Here is a 17,018-nt window from a genome sequence, read left to right as displayed (position 1 = left end):
TGGGATCATAATATTAATTAAATGCTTAACGAGAGCATAACGATGCTTAAAAATACGCTTGTGTCGCTTGTAACACCTTGAGCATATCCACAGTTTCAGCAACGTCATGTACGCGAATGATATGAGCTCCCTTTTGGGCCGCTATCATAGCGCCAGCAAGGCTCCCAGCAAGACGCTCTGAGGTCGGTTTTGCTAAGAGGTTCCCTATCATGCTCTTACGAGACAATCCTATCAATACGGGTAAATCAAACTTGGTAAAAGAGTCGAGCTTTGCCAGTAATTCATAGTTATGTTCTAAGCTTTTACCAAAGCCAAATCCCGGATCGAGTATGAGTAATTCACAGGGGATCCCAGCTTGTATGCAAGCGTCAATCCGCTCGGTTAAAAAGCCAGAAACTTCTTCAATAACATCATAATAAGTCGGCGAAGACTGCATGCTCTTCGGCTCGCCCTGCATATGCATTAGACATATCGGGACGTGCAACTCTGCGGCAGCTTCGAGCGCACCGGGTTCCATCAAGGCACGCACATCATTAATCAGGTGTGCACCCGCAGCGACAGCTTGACGCATCACTTCAGCTTTACTGGTATCGACCGAAATCCACACATCATGGTGCGTCGCCACATATTTTACTAACGGGATCACCCGCGCAAGTTCATCGGCTAGGCTCACCTCGGCGGCGCCGGGCCTTGTCGACTCCCCACCAATATCAATCATCCCCGCGCCTTGAGCCACCATGTCATCGGCATGCTGACAGGCAAGTTCATAGGAAGAATATTGACCACCGTCGGAAAAGGAATCGGGAGTGACATTCAGAATGCCCATCACTATGGGCGAAGATAACGCGAGGCGTTTAGTGCCAGCAATCAGTTCAAACACGCATTTACTCCAATAATACGAACACTTACGATTTTACCTATAGGCATGACTTGCGTCATTAGTTTTAGCCTTCACTTTCTATCTGAGGTGACTGATGTCAGAGGCGAAATTTCAGTAATGGCAAAGTTGATGAATGACAGCGCAGTCAAATTGCTAACAAGGTAAAACAAGAAAACCCCTTTACGGGGTTTTCTTTTATCTCACAACAAATTACTTAGCAGGTGATTCATCAGGCTCTTTCAAGTCTGGTTCAGCAGATGCTGTAGTCACAGTATCTTCAGCTTTTTCAGCTGGCTCACCATGACCGCTGCCTTTGTCGTTAGAACCATGGTCATCCACTTGCCAATCGGCAGGTTGACGCACTTCACGACGCTTCATTAAATCGTCAATTTGAAGTGAATCAATGGTTTCATACTTCATTAAGGCTTCTTTCATCGAGTGCAGAATATCGAGGTTATCCGTCAATATCTGTCTCGCTCTCGCGTAGTTCTTGTCGATAAAGACTTTCACTTCCGCGTCGATGATAGTTGCAGTTTCATCGGACATGGCTTTGGCTTTACCCATGCTGCGACCTAAGAACACTTCACCGTCTTCTTCGGCATACAATAATGGACCTAGCTTGTCCGAGAAGCCCCACTGAGTCACCATGTTACGCGCAATAGAGGTCGCGTATTTGATGTCCTGTGATGCGCCAGTCGACACTTTTTCTGTACCGTAGATAAGCTCTTCAGCTAAACGACCGCCGTATGCGACTGAAATTTGGCTTTCTAACTTACGACGGCTCTGACTCACTGAGTCAGCTTCGGGTAAGAAGAAAGTGACACCCAACGCACGGCCGCGAGGAATGATAGTGACCTTGTGCACAGGATCGTGCTCTGGTACTAAACAACCCACAATCGCATGACCTGCTTCGTGGTATGCCGTCATTTCTTTTTCAGCTTCAGACATCACCATAGAACGGCGCTCAGCACCCATCATGATTTTATCTTTAGCACGCTCAAATTCTTCCATGCCCACAACTCGGCGATTTCCACGAGCCGCAAACAGAGCCGCTTCGTTCACTAAGTTAGCTAAGTCAGCACCAGAGAAACCAGGGGTACCACGGGCAATTACACTCGCCTTCACATCTTCAGAAAGCGGCACTTTACGCATATGCACTTTCAAAATCTGCTCACGACCACGCACGTCTGGTAAGCCAACGACCACTTGACGGTCAAAACGACCTGGACGCAGCAGTGCAGAATCGAGTACGTCTGGACGGTTAGTTGCCGCGATAACGATAACGCCTTCATTACCTTCGAAGCCGTCCATTTCAACCAGCATTTGGTTCAGTGTTTGCTCACGTTCATCATGACCACCACCTAAACCCGCGCCGCGTTGACGACCGACCGCATCGATTTCATCGATAAAGATGATACAAGGTGCAGATTTTTTCGCCTGTTCGAACATGTCACGCACACGGGATGCACCAACACCAACAAACATTTCAACGAAATCAGAACCCGAGATAGTGAAGAAAGGTACTTTAGATTCTCCCGCAATGGCTTTCGCCAGCAAGGTTTTACCTGTACCTGGAGGACCCACCATCAGCACGCCCGTTGGAATACGGCCGCCCAATTTTTGGAATTTAGTTGGGTCACGCAGATAATCAACTAACTCTTTCACTTCTTCTTTTGCTTCGTCACAACCAGCAACATCGGCAAACGTCGTTTTAATCTGATCCTCGCTCATCAGCTTGGCTTTGCTCTTACCAAAGGACATCGCGCCTTTGCCACCGCCGCCTTGCATCTGGCGCATGAAGAAAATCCATACCCCGATAAGCAATAACATAGGGAACCAAGAGATGAAGATTTGGGTTAGGAACCCAGATTCTTCGGCTTCTTGGCCCTTCATGGTGATGCCTTTACGATCAAGATCATTAATTAAATCTTGGTCATATAACGGCATGATAGTTGTGAACTTTTCACCCGTTCGCTTAGCACCTTCAATAGTACGTTGGTCGCTTTTAACTTCAACAGTAGCGACCTGCCCATCACGGACATTATCTAAGAAGGTAGAATAATCCATCTTCTGCGATGACGAAGAAGAGGGGGAGTAACCCTGAAACACTGACATCAGCACAACGGCGATGACAACCCAGAGTATTAGATTTTTTGCCATGTCACTCAAATTACTAGACCTCATTAAGTCTTGCGATTATTAACGCTAGGTTACTACAACTTGTACCCAGTCGCCACAAGATAGACTTCACGGGAACGCGCCCGTGAAGAGTCTGGTTTACGTGTTTTAACGACTTTAAACACTGCTTTTACCGCTTTCATGTATTCGTCAAAGCCCTCCCCCTGAAAGACTTTTACCGCAAAACAGCCATTAGGAGCCAATACTTGATGGCACATATCTAACGCCAACTCCACTAAATACATGGCACGGGGTTGATCAACACTATCTGAACCACTCATGTTGGGCGCCATATCAGACAACACAACGTCAACCTTAGCATCACCGACGCGAGTAAGTAATGCTTGAAGGACTTTATCTTCACGAAAATCCCCTTGCAGAAAGTCTACCCCGACGATGGGATCCATAGGCAAAATGTCACAGGCGATGACTTTACCTCTATCTCCCGCTAATTTAACTGCCACTTGAGACCAACCTCCCGGAGCAGCACCGAGATCAACCACAGTCATGCCTGGGCGAATCAGTTGATCCTTTTGCTGGATCTCCTCAAGCTTAAACGCAGCGCGAGATCGCAAGCCCATTTTTTGGGCGAGTTTGACATAGTGATCATCAAAGTGTTCTAGCATCCAGCGATTAGAACTGGCCGTACGTTTTATACCTGACATTTAAAATCCGCAACAATTGAGAGTTACACAAAGGCTATATAAGGGTAGAATAGCCGTTTTTCAACAGTAACTCAGCAAAAGTTGGTAGAAATGAACTTAACAACCAAACAAAAACAGCATTTAAAAGGTCTAGCGCATCCGCTAAAGCCAGTGGTGCTGCTTGGTGCCAATGGATTGACTGAAGGTGTACTCGCTGAAATTGAAAGCGCACTCGCTTATCATGAATTGATTAAAGTGAAAGTAGCCTCTGCCGACAGAGAGCTAAAAAATGCCATCGTTGATGCCATAGTACGTGAAACTCAATCCGCAAAAGTGCAACTTATTGGTCATATTCTGGTGATTTATCGTCAATCACCAGAAATGAAGATTGCTTTGCCAAAGGCAAAGTAATTTTTCTTGATTTTTATTGTGTTAACAAAGAGGCCACTCAATTGAGTGGCCTCTTTGTTTTTACTACAGATTAAAATAAAGCACTAAGGCGTATCAGAAATCACTTGTTCCTTATAATGCTCAGGCGTTAAACCTAATAACTCAGGCAATGAGGTGCCAACAGAAATCGATGAGAATGTCCCAGTTAAAATACCGATAAACATCGCAATCGAGAATCCTTCCAGCGGCCCACCGCCCATGATCCACAGCGCACCGACCGTCATTAAGGTTGTCCCTGATGTCACCATAGTACGGGAGAATGTCGCCACAATCGCTTGGTTATTAATTTCTTGAATCGCAAGCTTTGGTTTAGCAATCAATAATTCACGGATACGGTCAGCAATGATAATCGAGTCATTTAACGAATAGCCTAAAATCGCCAGCACAGCCGCCAGTACCGTTAAATTAAACTCCATCTGCGTCAGCGCAAAAAACGCCAGTACGAAGACGACGTCGTGCACTAGCGCAAACAAAGCACCCGATGCGAGTCGCCACTCGAAGCGATAACTTAAATAGCCTAAAATACACAGCATAGCGACTAACAGCGCTAACCCGCCCTGCTCCGCCAGTTCTTGACCAATCTGCGGCCCAACAACGCTGCTGTTAAGGACTTGCACTTCAGAGTTAAGTGGCGCTAATGCCTGCTGAATATCGACATTGCTTTGCTCAGTATCAGCACTCTTTATATCACCATAGCGTAATACCCAACGGCCCGGCTCACTGGCCGAGATCACAGAGACTTCCTGCTGATAGGCAGCGTTAAGCAAAGGTTGTAACTCACTGCTGGTGATTTTTCTATCGAGCTGAACCTCAGTCACCACACCACCGGTAAAGTCTAATCCCCAGTTAAAACCCTTTACACCTATGATGGCTAATGACGTTATCATCAATAAAATTGAGATAGCACTGGAGACATAACGCCATTTTGTTAGATTAATATTTTTCATGGTTATACCCTCACATGACGACTAGCATCACGTCCGTAAACTAAGTTAATCAAGGCTCTTGAAGCAAAGATACCGGTAAACATGCTGGTCAACAGACCTAGACCTAAGGTCAAGGCGAAACCTTGAATTGGGCCATTACCGATGGAATACAGCACGACAGCCGTGATCATAGTGGTGAAGTTAGCGTCGAAAATGGTCGAAAACGCACTATCAAACCCTGTATCAATTGCCAGCGCAAAACTGCGACCTTCTTTTAACTTGTCTTTTATTCGCTCAAAAATCAGCACGTTGGTATCGACAGCCATACCCACGGTTAACACTAGGCCAGCAATACCGGGTAAGGTCAGCACAGCACCAGGGATAAGCGCCAGTAGGCCAAACAAGATCACCATGTTAGAGATCAGCGCGATATTCGCCACCCAACCGAGACGGCGATACCAAAGCGCCATAAACAACAAGGTAATCCCCATACCTAGACCAAGCGCAGCAAAACCGTTTTCAATGTTTTCAGCGCCTAACGTCGGGCCAATAGTGCGCTCTTCCACAATCGTCACTGGCGCCGTCATAGAACCCGCTCTTAGTAACAGGGCTAATTGCTGCGCTTCTTGATAGGTGCCAGCGCCAGTGATGCGGAAGCGGTCTCCAAGCTGGGATTGAATGGTCGCGACGCTGATAATCTCTTGAGTTTGCTTAGCCTTGCCTTGTTCATCACGGCTGTATTCGCTGTAAGACGTCGCCATAGGTTTGCCAATATTGGTACGGGAAAACTCAGACATTTTCTGCCCGCCGACACGGTCGAGGTTAATGTTCACCTCGGCCATGCCCATCTCACCTAAACTCGCTCTGGCATCGACAATGTGATCGCCACCCAGCACAGGCGTGCGGCTCACATAAATAGGCTTACCCGACTTGTCGTTAAGCACCATGGCATTCACAGAGCCTGACTCTTTCACCTCGAAAAAAGCCAGACTCGCTGTAGCACCAATGACGTTTTTCGCGGCTGCAGGATCTTGCACGCCAGGCAACTCAATCCGAATACGATGATCGCCTTGGCGCTGTACTAAGGCTTCTGTTATGCCAAGTTCTTCAATACGACTGCGCATCACTTGCAAGTTTTGCTGCACAGTCAAATTACGCAGTTTAGTTTGTTCCTCTTGGCTCAACTTAATCTGTAAACCCGCGCCATTGGTATTGGATAATTGCCAATTTGGATAGGACTGTTTCATCATCTGACGCACGGCGGCGCGGGCGTCATTATCGGGCAGCGTCAGGTTTAACTGGTTAGTTTGATCCAAATAGACGCTGGCGCCACGGATCTTTTGCTCACGGATGAATTGACGTAGCGAATCAACTAACGCCTCACCCTGAATTTGATACACAGGGTCAACATCCACATCGAGTAGAAACTGCACCCCACCACGTAAGTCGAGCCCTAGTTTAATCGGCTGAAAACCTAAGTTTTGCAACCAACTCGGCGCGGCACTGGCAAGGGATAAGGTCAACTCTTTGGGCTCTGTCACCATAGACGAAACCAAGGTTTTGACTAAGGTTTGTTGGTTATCCGCATCGAGGACAATCAGGGTTTCGCCATTCTTTTGGTCGATGCGTTTTACCGCCACGCCTTCAGCTTGCAGCTTATCTCTAAGGGCTACGGGCGTGAGTGTTAACCCAGCCTTAGCGCCCACTTGCACCGCGGCATCCTCACCATAAAATGTCGGCAAGGCACTGAATAACATCACTATGATGGTGACGATAAGAACTATATATTTCCAAGCTGAATAGTGATTTAGCAGCCGTTTATTGGGTTTTCTTTCCATGGGATTAACTCGCTATTTATCACCTAACTTTTAAGTCAAAAGCTAAGCGAACATATTGATATCACTCCGAAACCTATCATTGAGCACCAGCAAATCTAGCCTGTTAGACTCAAGTCATCACAGCGAATGTAGCCGCGATAGAAATGGTTTCGGTGAGAACAAAAATGCAATGGCATGCAAGTTCTACGGGAGTGGACTCCTGTCGATAGCACACCTAAATAGGTGGGTTAAGCGGCTTGTTGGCTAAATCGATATTGAAGATTTGAGACTTTCCAACCCGAAATTCGGGCGGGGGAAGATACAGCTGAAAGCGTCCAATCTGATGCGATATCCAGATCGGTCGGTTCAACGACATTGGGTGTCGGTTCGGCAGTAAAGTCTATCGCGAGTAGATATACCGGTTTCACCTCACGCACATCGTGCTGGGCAAGACTGATAAAGCGCGGCGAATTTATTGGGGCAAAATTTAAGTCGTCCGAATGACTCACGTAATCAGAGCTTGGACAAGGTATTGGCTGGGATGCTGAGTCTGAATTGACACGATTGGCATCATGACTATGCAATGAGCCGCAACGTTCAACGGTTTGCGCATCAGACTGTACATTAGATTGGGCATTGAGCTGTGCATTGTCTTGGGTGATAGCGTCGGCATCGGACAAGCTTTGAGGCTCAGCGCTTAGCATTGCATGGTGAGTCGAGCTATCAAGACTCACAGTGTTCATCTGAGCCGTTTGCTTCAGAGCTGTGTGTTTCTGAACATAATGACGAGCGGCATCACTGCGTTGAACTGAGGTTTTTGGCGTATAGCTAGCCGAGTGCGCGATCAACATGATCGCCACGCAAACTAACATCAATCCTGTACGCCAATGTTTTACCAAAGCGTTCCCTCTTATAAAACGAAAGATAAACCCAGTCATACTTAGTTTTTGCTACATAACTGTGGGTTTATAAAGCGAAACTCGCGCTAAATCAATTACACAATACTGAGTTAATTCTGATAAAACTTTCTGATGAAGCTCTAGAGTTGCAGCTTAAGTAAAAGTGCACCAAGAGACAAATTAATCTTTATCCATCTTTCAAGTTCAACCCTGAAGCGCCTTCTCCATCCTTGGCTAAACCTTAAATTCGAACGCAAAGTGCAACCCTAAACACGCATACAAACTCAATGAGCAGATAACAAAAAACCGCCCTAGGGCGGTTTTAGAACGAGCGAGAATCACACTCTCGGTACGATTTAGCAGACTCGATAGCTAAATCGATTCGCTGATTATAAATACTGTACTGAGATGATTTCGTAATCTGTCATGCCACCTGGCGTGGTAATCGACACTTCATCACCTTCATTTTTACCCACTAAGCCACGGGCTATCGGTGAGTTCACTGAAATCAGGTTTTCTTTAATATTCGCTTCATCATCGCCGACTATGCGATAAGTCACTTCAACGTCAGTATCGAGATTTAAAATAGTCACAGTGGCGCCAAAAATAATACGACCGTTGTTCACCATCTTAGTGACGTCGATAATTTGCGCGTTAGATAACTTACCTTCAATATCACGGATACGTGCTTCACAAATACCTTGGTCTTCACGAGCCGCATGGTATTCCGCGTTTTCTTTCAGGTCGCCTAGCTCTCTCGCAGAGGCAATCGCTTCAGTGATCTTAGGGCGACGGTCAAACTTGAGAATATCTAACTCTTTACGCAGCTGTTCTGCACCGACAACTGTCATAGGAACCTTAGTCATAACTTCTTTCGTCTCCTTTAAAACAAAAGCAACCCGTGCCAACGCTAAGGTCAACACAGTCAAATGAGGGTGGAATTGCGCTATTCTAATCGTTATGCGCCTTTGATGCATCAAGAACAATGCATTGACGCAGCTTACCCAACCTTAAGCAGAGTTACCAGCAATGAAATCTAAATCCGCGAGCCAAATAGAATCATAGTGGCTGCATTGATTAATAGCCGTATAGATAAAGGGTTTTGAATATAAAAATGCCCACTCGCCGTAGAGGTTGTGGGCATTTAACGGTGAACGTTACGTCATTTATAACGCTAAATCATTTATAACGAGTCACTTATAACGCTTACTCACTTGAGCGGAAGACTGAATCCTATTCAAGTCCAGCTTCAAACGTAAGGAAAATCTCACTGACGGTTTTATCGGCAAGGGATGTGTCTGCATTCGGACGCTCAATAGATGCATGTAAAAGATAACGTCCCGCCGCAGGCAAGGTCATGGCCACGTTACCGTCTTTATCTGAGGTTAAAGCAATTTCTTCTGGCTTGTTTCGGTATAGGCTACCGTCTTTCATAATCGCAACACTCACACCTGCAACGGGTTTACCATCATAAACAAACTGCAGTGTTACAGGTTCATTTTCAACGATATCAGCAGGATGGGTAACAGGGACTAGTTCCAAGTACTCGCCCTTAGGAGCCAAAACCTTATCCGTCGGCTTATTTCGGGTTACGTAGGTTTCCACCCGCGACACATTTAAAGAACCTTCTAATTCAGAGGCCTCCTTTGGCATGACAGCGGCGGTCGCTTTTTTATCTAAACGACTGCGGACAAAGCCTTCTTTGCCTTTCACTTTATAGCGGGAGAAATAACGCGGCGTGACTTCTTTCTCGAACTTATAGGTGCCATCTTGCATTAACTGCACATCAAATACCGATTTACGGCCGCCGGTATAACTTGAGCTTGGAGAACTTAAGTCGCCATTAGGCAGTAACACACGTACGTCACTGGCGCTGAAAGGTTTATCCATCATAAACACTTGATTGCTGGCAGACACATCAGAGGTTATCCACACAGCTTCTTGGCTTTCGGCCGAAACGTTAAAGTGGCTAGGTAAAATCCATCTGTCGTGGCTGCTTGCCAACGGGCTAATACAAAGTGTGCTAAGTAATGCAATAAGACGTAATTTCATGCCTTTTCCTTAAGTTTAACGAGTAATGTACGGGCAATATATTCAATAGCAGGCTCAGCGAGCCATGCCGCTTAAGCGTATGTCGATAACGCCGGTTTCAGTGGTGGCGGGTAACTGCACTGAGAAGTCCCCCGCGGCTAAATCGATGTTTTGTCGCACGAGATCGCGACCGCCATGCTCACGCACCACTTCTATAAACACAGTGTAACGAGCAGGCTCGAGTGCTTTGCCAGCCTCATCTTTTAAATCCCAATCGATTTTGTAATGACCCGCAGGACGTGTGGCAGATGCAATACCATCGACAAAACTCATATCGTCACGACCCGCTTTACGCCACCAACGACGGATGTCTTTAAGCCATTTATGGCCTTCATCCCAAACCCAAAGGCTTAAGGTTTTTACCGGTTGCCCTTGGGTATTTTCAACCCACACGGCCACATAGGGTCTGTGATATTGGCCTTCGGTAATTTCAGGTAAAGTTAAATCAACAGTCATTTGCGGCGCCGCAAACGCAGCAGAACTCACAAACAAAGCACTCACCGCAATGGTACGAATAAGATGACGCATACTCGGTCTACACTCCTTATGGAACGAAATAAACATACACAAGTCCGCAACTACCGCTGACAAGTACCATGTATAACAATGACTTTTTGAGGCGCTTAGTTTGAGGCAATAATAAGTAAGCCCCAGTAAGCGAAAATAAAATAATCAGCACGGCGCTAAGATCGAGTATCCAAGCCCATGCAGTGCCTGTGTTGCGGCCCTTATGCAAATCATTCACTACAGCAACAACACCGTACTCTAAGGTTTCGACATAGGCTTGGCCGTCGAGTAAGTCCAACGTCAGGCTGCGGTAAGTGCCGGGCCCTTTGCTGACTAAGCTAATTTCGTCTTCATCTATATCGGCAGTGGCCATATCCATAGCCCATTCACTTTTCAGCCAATGGCCCGTTGCCAAGCGCCACTGGGCATCTTGTGTATCGACGGGTAATAAATAGGCAGGGATGGGCACTTGCTCCCGTTTAGGTTCCTGATCCGCTTGAGAAAACCAATTAGGGTGATTTAACGTTATGCCTGTCACCGCAAAAAACAGCATCAGCAGCAACAACGCCATAGACACATAAACATGGATAATTCGAGCAAAGGACAAAGACGACTTACTGACTCTTAATTTCAATGGTGCACTCTCAAAAGCAACCCGAAGAGAAATGCCTCAAGAATCGGCTTTCCCTATGCAGCCTAAGACTGAAATGAGCTGCATTAAACTAATTTAATGTGCGAGATTAAATGAGATCGATTATCAAATAGAACAAAGTTTACAAACTTTACATATTCAATACTGCAAAAGAAGCTGAAATATAGGATTGAAGAATAAGACTGAAAAATAAACCGCTTACAGACAAATCTGCATTTAACACTCAAAAGCCATTATCTTTGATTAAATTAGCAGCAAGTCATTTACGGTATCATCTGTAAATACTCATTGGGTTCATAGGGATAAAATCCAACATTCACGCTAACTTTTTGGCATAAAATTTACTTTACGCACCCTCTCGTTTACCTCATTACAATCGGCTACAATCCGCCGCCGGCGACTTGCTGGTACTCCCAAGGAAATATCATCTTGAGTACATCTCTGCTCAAAAAAATGCGCTGCCTGCATATTCTGTGGCTCGCGTTAATGCTCAACGCCTGTGTTGCTCCACTCTTATTAATGTCACCCCAAGGTCAACTAATGTGGGCCCTGCTCAAACCCCTGGTCGGTTTAGATCCAAATGATGTCGGCTTATTCGAACAGCCACTCATCAAAAACCGTATGCAGGAATTGCTGGGTAAAAATTACGATACCACTCTGTCGCTGCTCAAAACGGCCGATAAGATCCAGCAGGAAGGTCCACTTATTTATTTAGTGTCAACTTATACTCCTGTACCTGAGATGGCAGAAAAAGCGGGTCTAGTTTGGAACTCAGACACCAACCAAATGGCAGTCATGCTAATGAAAGGCGGCGCGCCCTTAGTGATCTCTGAGCAATTCAGTAATCAGACAGAAAAACGGGTGCCAAGTTGGCCGAAGGAATTAGCCGACTATACCGATCCACAGAAGTTACAACAAAAAGCCTTAGATGCGGGCGCGAACCAAGTGCAGCAACAGTTAGCAGTGCCTAATGCCGTCAAAGCGGTTGCCACGGGTGAGGTTAACGCGGTTCAAAGTGCAGTCACTGAGCATGCAGTATTGCCAGCAAGGATCACTGATGCGGCAGCAAAAGTAGCCATGCCAGCAGTTCCAGCGGAAATAAAATCGCTGCCTGTCGTGCCAGAAGTCAAAAAGCAATAACACAGCTCACCACAGTGCCTAATCAACTGGCACTGTGGTATTCACTGTCGTTATATAACAATGCCAACTCCCCTTCCTCGATATCCTGATTCAAGCCCAGCTTCTTATGCCTGCTATTATGCTGGTGCTTATGTTGGCTATTATGCTCACTCATAGACTAGTTGTGCCTGCTAACTCTAAGCCTCACTCCACACTCTGCATCCCAGAATTAAACGGATAAGGCTTATTCAGCTCGCTGACGACTTAAAATCCAATACATCATTATTGAGTTACCCAACCTATAAACGGCTAGATAAAAACAAACGACAGAAATTCAAGCCAGCTATAGCAAGGACATTGATAGAAAAGGGAAATGCTAAACGAAGAAAACGAAAGAAACCAAACTGCGAATAATGCGAAAGCAGATAGAGAGTGAGAATGAATAGTAAGGATATAGTGAAAAGCTAGAAAGCAAAAAGCCTGTCCGAAGACAGGCTTTTTAACTTTTGGCTGGGGTACAAGGATTCGAACCTTGGAATGCTGAGATCAAAACCCAGTGCCTTACCACTTGGCGATACCCCAATAAACTTGTTTAATCTTCTATCGAAGATTGCATTTTGATGGTACGGGAAGAGAGACTTGAACTCTCACACCTCGCGGCACCAGAACCTAAATCTGGCGTGTCTACCAATTTCACCATTCCCGCATCAAAATGTACCAAAATTGTCTATTCAACAGCTTTGGATTTTTCTCTGAAAAATCACTTTAACAGAGTTAAATATGGTAGCAATGGCGGGACTTGAACCTGCGACCCCAGCATTATGAGTGCTGTGCTCTAACCAGCTGAGCTACATTGCCATGGCTGGGGTACAAGGATTCGAACCTTGGAATGCCGAGATCAAAACCCGGTGCCTTACCACTTGGCGATACCCCAATCAACTTGGAAACTGAGAAAAAATGGCTGGGGTACAAGGATTCGAACCTTGGAATGCCGAGATCAAAACCCGGTGCCTTACCACTTGGCGATACCCCAACTAACTCTGTTTCAAACATCCGCTATCGCCGATGCTTCTAAATTTATATACCTAAAATAATGGTACGGGAAGAGAGACTTGAACTCTCACACCTTGCGGCACCAGAACCTAAATCTGGCGTGTCTACCAATTTCACCATTCCCGCACTGCTTCATGTTTACATCTTGAACAGATGCTAGCAATCAATGCTAGAGTAAAGTCGACGTCTATTTTATATAAGAATATGCTTCTTAAATAAAATGGTAGCAATGGCGGGACTTGAACCTGCGACCCCAGCATTATGAGTGCTGTGCTCTAACCAGCTGAGCTACATTGCCACTTCAATATTACGCGCCCCTCTCAGCGAGGAACGGGGCGTATTATGCTTATTCGAGGTATCTAGGTCAACAGCTTTTTTTCGCTATTTCCCTTGGGCCAAGCTGTTCGGCTATTACTTCACCAAAGTGAGCAACAGATGTGCTAAATAACACACTATTGCTCGTACTTAGCTTAATTTATCGAGACTGACTACTTGGATAATCCTTGTTATACGTTAAACAAGAAATGCATCACATCGCCATCTTTAACGATATAGGTTTTACCTTCCACACGTAACTTACCGGCTTCTTTCGCGCCAGCTTCACCTTTGTGGGCAATAAAATCTTCATAGGACATGACTTGTGCACGAATAAAGCCGCGTTCAAAATCGGTATGGATAACACCCGCCGCTTGTGGAGCACTTGCACCTACTGGCACAGTCCAAGCACGCACTTCTTTCACGCCTGCGGTGAAATAAGTTTGTAGATTCAGTAATTGGTAACCAGCACGAATAACGCGATCTAAACCTGGCTCTTCGATACCCAGATCTGCCATAAACTCATCGCGATCGGAGATTTCCATCTCAGCCAGTTCAGATTCAATCGCAGCACACACAGCAACAACGATAGCGTTTTCTGTGGCTGCAATAGCGCGAACAGCGTCTAAGTGTGGGTTGTTCTCAAAACCATCTTCCGCCACGTTAGCAATATACATGGTCGGTTTTAAGGTTAAGAAGTTAAGGTAAGCAACAGCTTCCAGTTCTTCTTTAGATAATTCCATTGAGCGCAGCATTTTCGCTTCGTCTAGAATTGGACGCATTTTTTCTAATACTTCCACTTCAAACTTAGCGTCTTTATCGCCGCCTTTAGCACGTTTCTGCTGGCGTTGAACCGCTCGCTCTAAGCTGTCTAAGTCAGCTAAGGCTAATTCAGTGTTGATGACTTCGATATCGCCAGCAGGATCAACCTTGTTAGCAACGTGAACAATGTTGTCATCATCAAAACAACGCACTACGTGACCAATGGCATCGGTCTCACGGATGTTAGCTAAGAACTTGTTACCTAAGCCTTCACCTTTAGATGCGCCAGCTACGAGACCTGCGATATCTACGAATTCCATGGTGGTCGGTAACACACGTTGTGGATTCACAATCGCAGCTAACGCATCCAGACGTGGATCCGGCACAGGTACAACACCTGTGTTAGGTTCAATGGTACAAAACGGGAAGTTAGCCGCTTCGATGCCAGCCTTAGTTAACGCATTAAAAAGCGTTGATTTACCTACGTTAGGAAGACCAACAATGCCGCATTTAAAACCCATATGCTTACCTTTCTCTCGATTATTGGCTGACAAGTCACACTCATCAGCGAGGTTTAGTCGTCCTGCCCTATGGCAGCACATTACTGAATTAATTAGTTAATTAACTTGAGTCTCGCCACAGGCAAAACCTACTCCGCTTTAAAGGAGTGTAATCTGTTCATGGCTTTCACCATGTCTTGCTTGAACAAAATCTCGGTAGAACGCACGGCTTCATCTATCGCCGCATCGATAAGCTCTTGCTCTTTAGCAGGTGCTTTTCCCAGTACGTAACCACTCACTTGGTTTTTATCACCGGGATGACCGATACCTAAGCGTAAACGGTAGAAGTTTTTATCGTTAGCTAGTTTAGCAATAATATCTTTCAAACCATTGTGGCCGCCATGGCCGCCACCGAGCTTGAACTTAGCCACGCCGGGCGGCAAATCGAGTTCATCGTGAGCGACCAGTATCTCTTCCGGTGTGATACGAAAAAAGTTCGCCAAAGCACCCACGGCTTTACCACTTAAATTCATATAAGTCGTCGGGATCAATAAGCGGACATCTTTACCGTGCAATACGGCTCTGGCGGTCAAGCCAAAATACTTACTGTCAGCCACTAAAGTCACGCCGCAAATTCGAGCCAACTCTAATACGTACCAAGCCCCCGCATTATGGCGAGTGTGCGCATATTCAGCACCTGGGTTAGCCAGACCAACTATTAATTTTATTTCGCTCATGACACTCAATATCGTTATTTCGTCGATGGCAGCCGCGCAGAGCGCCGACTGAACTGACCATAGCTGCTAAAAACGCGGCATTTTAGCACTCAAAGCCCAAGTCAACAAATGCCACGTCATCGCACTGAGTCAGAACGCAGAACAACACAGGATTAATTAAGCCCCATTGCATATTTAAGAACGGTCTTTTTGATCGGAGAATTGATGTTTGCCAACTTTAACGCGCCATTACGCAGCAGCTTAAGCGGCAGGATATCGTTACTAAAACCTGCATAAAACAAATCCATCGCCGTCATCATCAGTTGGTTATCGCGATAGCGCTTGCGCTGATATTGGGCCAGCACTTCACTCGACCACCAGATATTATCTTGGGCTAATGCATCCTTGATAACCGCCAAAAACGCTTCAACATCCTTAAACCCAAGGTTCACCCCTTGGCCAGCGAGCGGATTAATAGTGTGGGCGGCATCCCCTAAAATCACCACGTTCTGACTATAGTAACGCTGGGCATGGCGACGAGTGAGGCCAAAACTGCCTTTATTCTCAACGGTGAAATCGGCATCTAAGCGCGCAGGGAAATGCAAACGTATCTGTTCGGCCAACTGTTTGTTGTTAAGCTGCATTAACTGTTTTATTCGGTTGGCATCGTCGTACCACACCAGCGACGCGTTGTTGCCGGGCAGAGGTAATAATGAACGCGGTCCTTTAGGCGTAAACTGTTGCCAAGTGACATCTTGCTGGCCCTGTGCGGTGTTGATATTGATCAACATCGCCGATTGAGCGTAATCCCAACCGGAAATACCAATCCCCGCCCATTGGCGTACCTGCGAGTGTGCACCATCGGCACCGACCAATAGCTTAGCGTTAAGTTTACTATTCGATTGTAAGTGCACACTGACGCCATCACTATCACGGGCAAATGCCACCACTTTATCGGGGCAATATAAAGTGATGCCAGTCAATTGCGTCATTTGTTGCCACAGGGCAAGTTGGATTAAACGGTTTTCAACTATATGACCTAAATGACTGGCGCCAATTTGCGAGCTGTGGAATTGGGTGATGCAGCCATCGAGCTCCCAAGTTTCTAAGCCAAGATAAGGCACATTGCGCATCTTCAGCAGTGAATCTAAGGCGCCAAGACGTTCAAGCAGCGTTTCAGAGGCCACACTGATGGCCGAGACTCGAACATCTAACGGCTGCTCGGCTTGATAAGCCTCTGGCGCAAATGATTCAATCACCGCCACTTGCAAGCCCTGCTGGGCTAATCCAATTGCTGTCGCCGCACCGACCATACCGCCGCCGACGAGAATGACATCGAACTCAGAGCTTTCAACATGAGTGCCTTTAACATGAGTCACGTCAGAATGTGTTGTATCGGATGTCATCGGTGCACTTGTTTCATCAATTTGGCTCATCTTACTTACCACCTTAGTTACCACCTTTATTGCCTTGTTTATTGCGACCCAAGCGACGTCTTTACACTATCTA

15 protein-coding genes and 7 tRNA genes are annotated in these 17,018 nt (G+C 46.1%); 2 read left to right on the top strand and 20 right to left on the bottom strand.

The features are described 5' to 3' along the window. Positions 1 to 46: 46 nt before the first annotated feature. The 3 genes from folP to rlmE all read right to left on the bottom strand — a co-directional run bounded on the left by folP (position 47) and on the right by rlmE (position 3,723). Positions 47 to 880 carry a dihydropteroate synthase gene (gene folP / locus KV201_RS16300; RefSeq protein ID WP_226059924.1) on the bottom strand — a complete coding sequence of 278 codons (834 nt, stop codon included), beginning with the start codon at positions 878 to 880 and terminating at the stop codon, positions 47 to 49. A gap of 210 nt (positions 881 to 1,090) precedes the next feature. Beyond that, positions 1,091 to 3,064, bottom strand: a complete 1,974-nt coding sequence (gene ftsH / locus KV201_RS16295; protein WP_011847519.1) for an ATP-dependent zinc metalloprotease FtsH — start codon at positions 3,062 to 3,064, stop codon at positions 1,091 to 1,093. A 29-nt stretch (positions 3,065 to 3,093) separates the two neighbouring features. Continuing rightward, on the bottom strand, positions 3,094 to 3,723 hold the full coding sequence (gene rlmE, locus KV201_RS16290) for a 23S rRNA (uridine(2552)-2'-O)-methyltransferase RlmE (RefSeq protein WP_006082724.1): 630 nt from the start codon (positions 3,721 to 3,723) through the stop codon (positions 3,094 to 3,096). A gap of 90 nt (positions 3,724 to 3,813) precedes the next feature. On the opposite strand from rlmE, the gene yhbY reads away from it, so the two are divergent. Further along, positions 3,814 to 4,113, top strand: a complete 300-nt coding sequence (gene yhbY, locus KV201_RS16285; protein ID WP_006082725.1) for a ribosome assembly RNA-binding protein YhbY — start codon at positions 3,814 to 3,816, stop codon at positions 4,111 to 4,113. Between the two features lie 83 nt (positions 4,114 to 4,196). Here yhbY and secF read toward each other — a convergent pair whose 3' ends face one another. From secF to KV201_RS16250, 7 genes are all read right to left on the bottom strand, one after another. After that, positions 4,197 to 5,099 (bottom strand): protein translocase subunit SecF, encoded by a 903-nt coding sequence (secF, locus tag KV201_RS16280; RefSeq protein ID WP_006082726.1) that lies wholly within the window; start codon positions 5,097 to 5,099, stop codon positions 4,197 to 4,199. 2 nt (positions 5,100 to 5,101) lie between these two features. Continuing rightward, entirely contained in the window at positions 5,102 to 6,916 is a 1,815-nt protein-coding gene (gene secD / locus KV201_RS16275; protein ID WP_226059923.1) for a protein translocase subunit SecD, read from the bottom strand. A gap of 227 nt (positions 6,917 to 7,143) precedes the next feature. Beyond that, entirely contained in the window at positions 7,144 to 7,767 is a 624-nt protein-coding gene (locus KV201_RS16270) for a hypothetical protein (RefSeq protein ID WP_226059933.1), read from the bottom strand. Positions 7,768 to 8,183: 416 nt separating this feature from the next. After that, entirely contained in the window at positions 8,184 to 8,660 is a 477-nt protein-coding gene (gene greA / locus KV201_RS16265; RefSeq protein WP_006082729.1) for a transcription elongation factor GreA, read from the bottom strand. Between the two features lie 367 nt (positions 8,661 to 9,027). Further along, a complete protein-coding gene (locus KV201_RS16260) occupies positions 9,028 to 9,846 on the bottom strand; it encodes a DUF4198 domain-containing protein (RefSeq protein WP_226059922.1) in 819 nt (272 codons plus the stop codon). Positions 9,847 to 9,900: 54 nt separating this feature from the next. After that, positions 9,901 to 10,413 (bottom strand): DUF2271 domain-containing protein, encoded by a 513-nt coding sequence (locus KV201_RS16255; RefSeq protein ID WP_006086948.1) that lies wholly within the window; start codon positions 10,411 to 10,413, stop codon positions 9,901 to 9,903. Between the two features lie 16 nt (positions 10,414 to 10,429). Then, on the bottom strand, positions 10,430 to 11,026 hold the full coding sequence (locus KV201_RS16250) for a PepSY-associated TM helix domain-containing protein (RefSeq protein WP_006086949.1): 597 nt from the start codon (positions 11,024 to 11,026) through the stop codon (positions 10,430 to 10,432). A 471-nt stretch (positions 11,027 to 11,497) separates the two neighbouring features. On the opposite strand from KV201_RS16250, the gene KV201_RS16245 reads away from it, so the two are divergent. After that, complete coding sequence (locus KV201_RS16245; RefSeq protein WP_226059932.1) at positions 11,498 to 12,184, top strand: hypothetical protein; 687 nt, start codon at positions 11,498 to 11,500, stop codon at positions 12,182 to 12,184. A 486-nt stretch (positions 12,185 to 12,670) separates the two neighbouring features. Here the strand turns inward: KV201_RS16245 and KV201_RS16240 are convergent. From KV201_RS16240 to KV201_RS16195, 10 genes are all read right to left on the bottom strand, one after another. Then, positions 12,671 to 12,745, bottom strand: a tRNA-Gln gene (locus tag KV201_RS16240). A gap of 39 nt (positions 12,746 to 12,784) precedes the next feature. Next, positions 12,785 to 12,869: transfer RNA gene (locus KV201_RS16235), tRNA-Leu, on the bottom strand. A gap of 75 nt (positions 12,870 to 12,944) precedes the next feature. Beyond that, a tRNA-Met gene (locus KV201_RS16230) sits at positions 12,945 to 13,021 on the bottom strand. Position 13,022: 1 nt separating this feature from the next. Then, a tRNA-Gln gene (locus KV201_RS16225) sits at positions 13,023 to 13,097 on the bottom strand. A gap of 24 nt (positions 13,098 to 13,121) precedes the next feature. Further along, positions 13,122 to 13,196: transfer RNA gene (locus KV201_RS16220), tRNA-Gln, on the bottom strand. A 61-nt stretch (positions 13,197 to 13,257) separates the two neighbouring features. Then, positions 13,258 to 13,342 (bottom strand) — tRNA-Leu (locus KV201_RS16215). A gap of 95 nt (positions 13,343 to 13,437) precedes the next feature. After that, positions 13,438 to 13,514 (bottom strand) — tRNA-Met (locus KV201_RS16210). Between the two features lie 208 nt (positions 13,515 to 13,722). Beyond that, positions 13,723 to 14,814, bottom strand: a complete 1,092-nt coding sequence (gene ychF / locus KV201_RS16205; protein ID WP_006082735.1) for a redox-regulated ATPase YchF — start codon at positions 14,812 to 14,814, stop codon at positions 13,723 to 13,725. A 128-nt stretch (positions 14,815 to 14,942) separates the two neighbouring features. Then, positions 14,943 to 15,530, bottom strand: a complete 588-nt coding sequence (gene pth / locus KV201_RS16200) for an aminoacyl-tRNA hydrolase (RefSeq protein ID WP_006082736.1) — start codon at positions 15,528 to 15,530, stop codon at positions 14,943 to 14,945. A gap of 152 nt (positions 15,531 to 15,682) precedes the next feature. Then, on the bottom strand, positions 15,683 to 16,945 hold the full coding sequence (locus KV201_RS16195) for an FAD-dependent monooxygenase (protein ID WP_226059921.1): 1,263 nt from the start codon (positions 16,943 to 16,945) through the stop codon (positions 15,683 to 15,685). Positions 16,946 to 17,018 lie beyond the last annotated feature (73 nt).

The sequence above is a fragment of the Shewanella sp. SR1 genome, assembly GCF_020447145.1.
Taxonomy (GTDB): Bacteria; Pseudomonadota; Gammaproteobacteria; order Enterobacterales; family Shewanellaceae; genus Shewanella; species Shewanella baltica.
This window is presented reverse-complemented; position numbering and strand designations above follow the sequence as displayed.

Excerpts from the sequence above, each read along its gene's own strand:
- yhbY (WP_006082725.1), top strand. The coding sequence starts at position 3,814 with ATGAACTTAACAACCAAACAAAAACAGCATTTAAAAGGTCTAGCGCAT.
- KV201_RS16255 (WP_006086948.1), bottom strand. The coding sequence starts at position 10,413 with ATGCGTCATCTTATTCGTACCATTGCGGTGAGTGCTTTGTTTGTGAGT.
- pth (WP_006082736.1), bottom strand. The coding sequence starts at position 15,530 with ATGAGCGAAATAAAATTAATAGTTGGTCTGGCTAACCCAGGTGCTGAA.
- greA (WP_006082729.1), bottom strand. The coding sequence starts at position 8,660 with ATGACTAAGGTTCCTATGACAGTTGTCGGTGCAGAACAGCTGCGTAAA.
- secD (WP_226059923.1), bottom strand. The coding sequence starts at position 6,916 with ATGGAAAGAAAACCCAATAAACGGCTGCTAAATCACTATTCAGCTTGG.
- rlmE (WP_006082724.1), bottom strand. The coding sequence starts at position 3,723 with ATGTCAGGTATAAAACGTACGGCCAGTTCTAATCGCTGGATGCTAGAA.
- KV201_RS16270 (WP_226059933.1), bottom strand. The coding sequence starts at position 7,767 with ATGTTAGTTTGCGTGGCGATCATGTTGATCGCGCACTCGGCTAGCTAT.
- KV201_RS16245 (WP_226059932.1), top strand. The coding sequence starts at position 11,498 with ATGCGCTGCCTGCATATTCTGTGGCTCGCGTTAATGCTCAACGCCTGT.
- KV201_RS16260 (WP_226059922.1), bottom strand. The coding sequence starts at position 9,846 with ATGAAATTACGTCTTATTGCATTACTTAGCACACTTTGTATTAGCCCG.
- ychF (WP_006082735.1), bottom strand. The coding sequence starts at position 14,814 with ATGGGTTTTAAATGCGGCATTGTTGGTCTTCCTAACGTAGGTAAATCA.
- ftsH (WP_011847519.1), bottom strand. The coding sequence starts at position 3,064 with ATGAGGTCTAGTAATTTGAGTGACATGGCAAAAAATCTAATACTCTGG.
- secF (WP_006082726.1), bottom strand. The coding sequence starts at position 5,099 with ATGAAAAATATTAATCTAACAAAATGGCGTTATGTCTCCAGTGCTATC.
- KV201_RS16195 (WP_226059921.1), bottom strand. The coding sequence starts at position 16,945 with ATGAGCCAAATTGATGAAACAAGTGCACCGATGACATCCGATACAACA.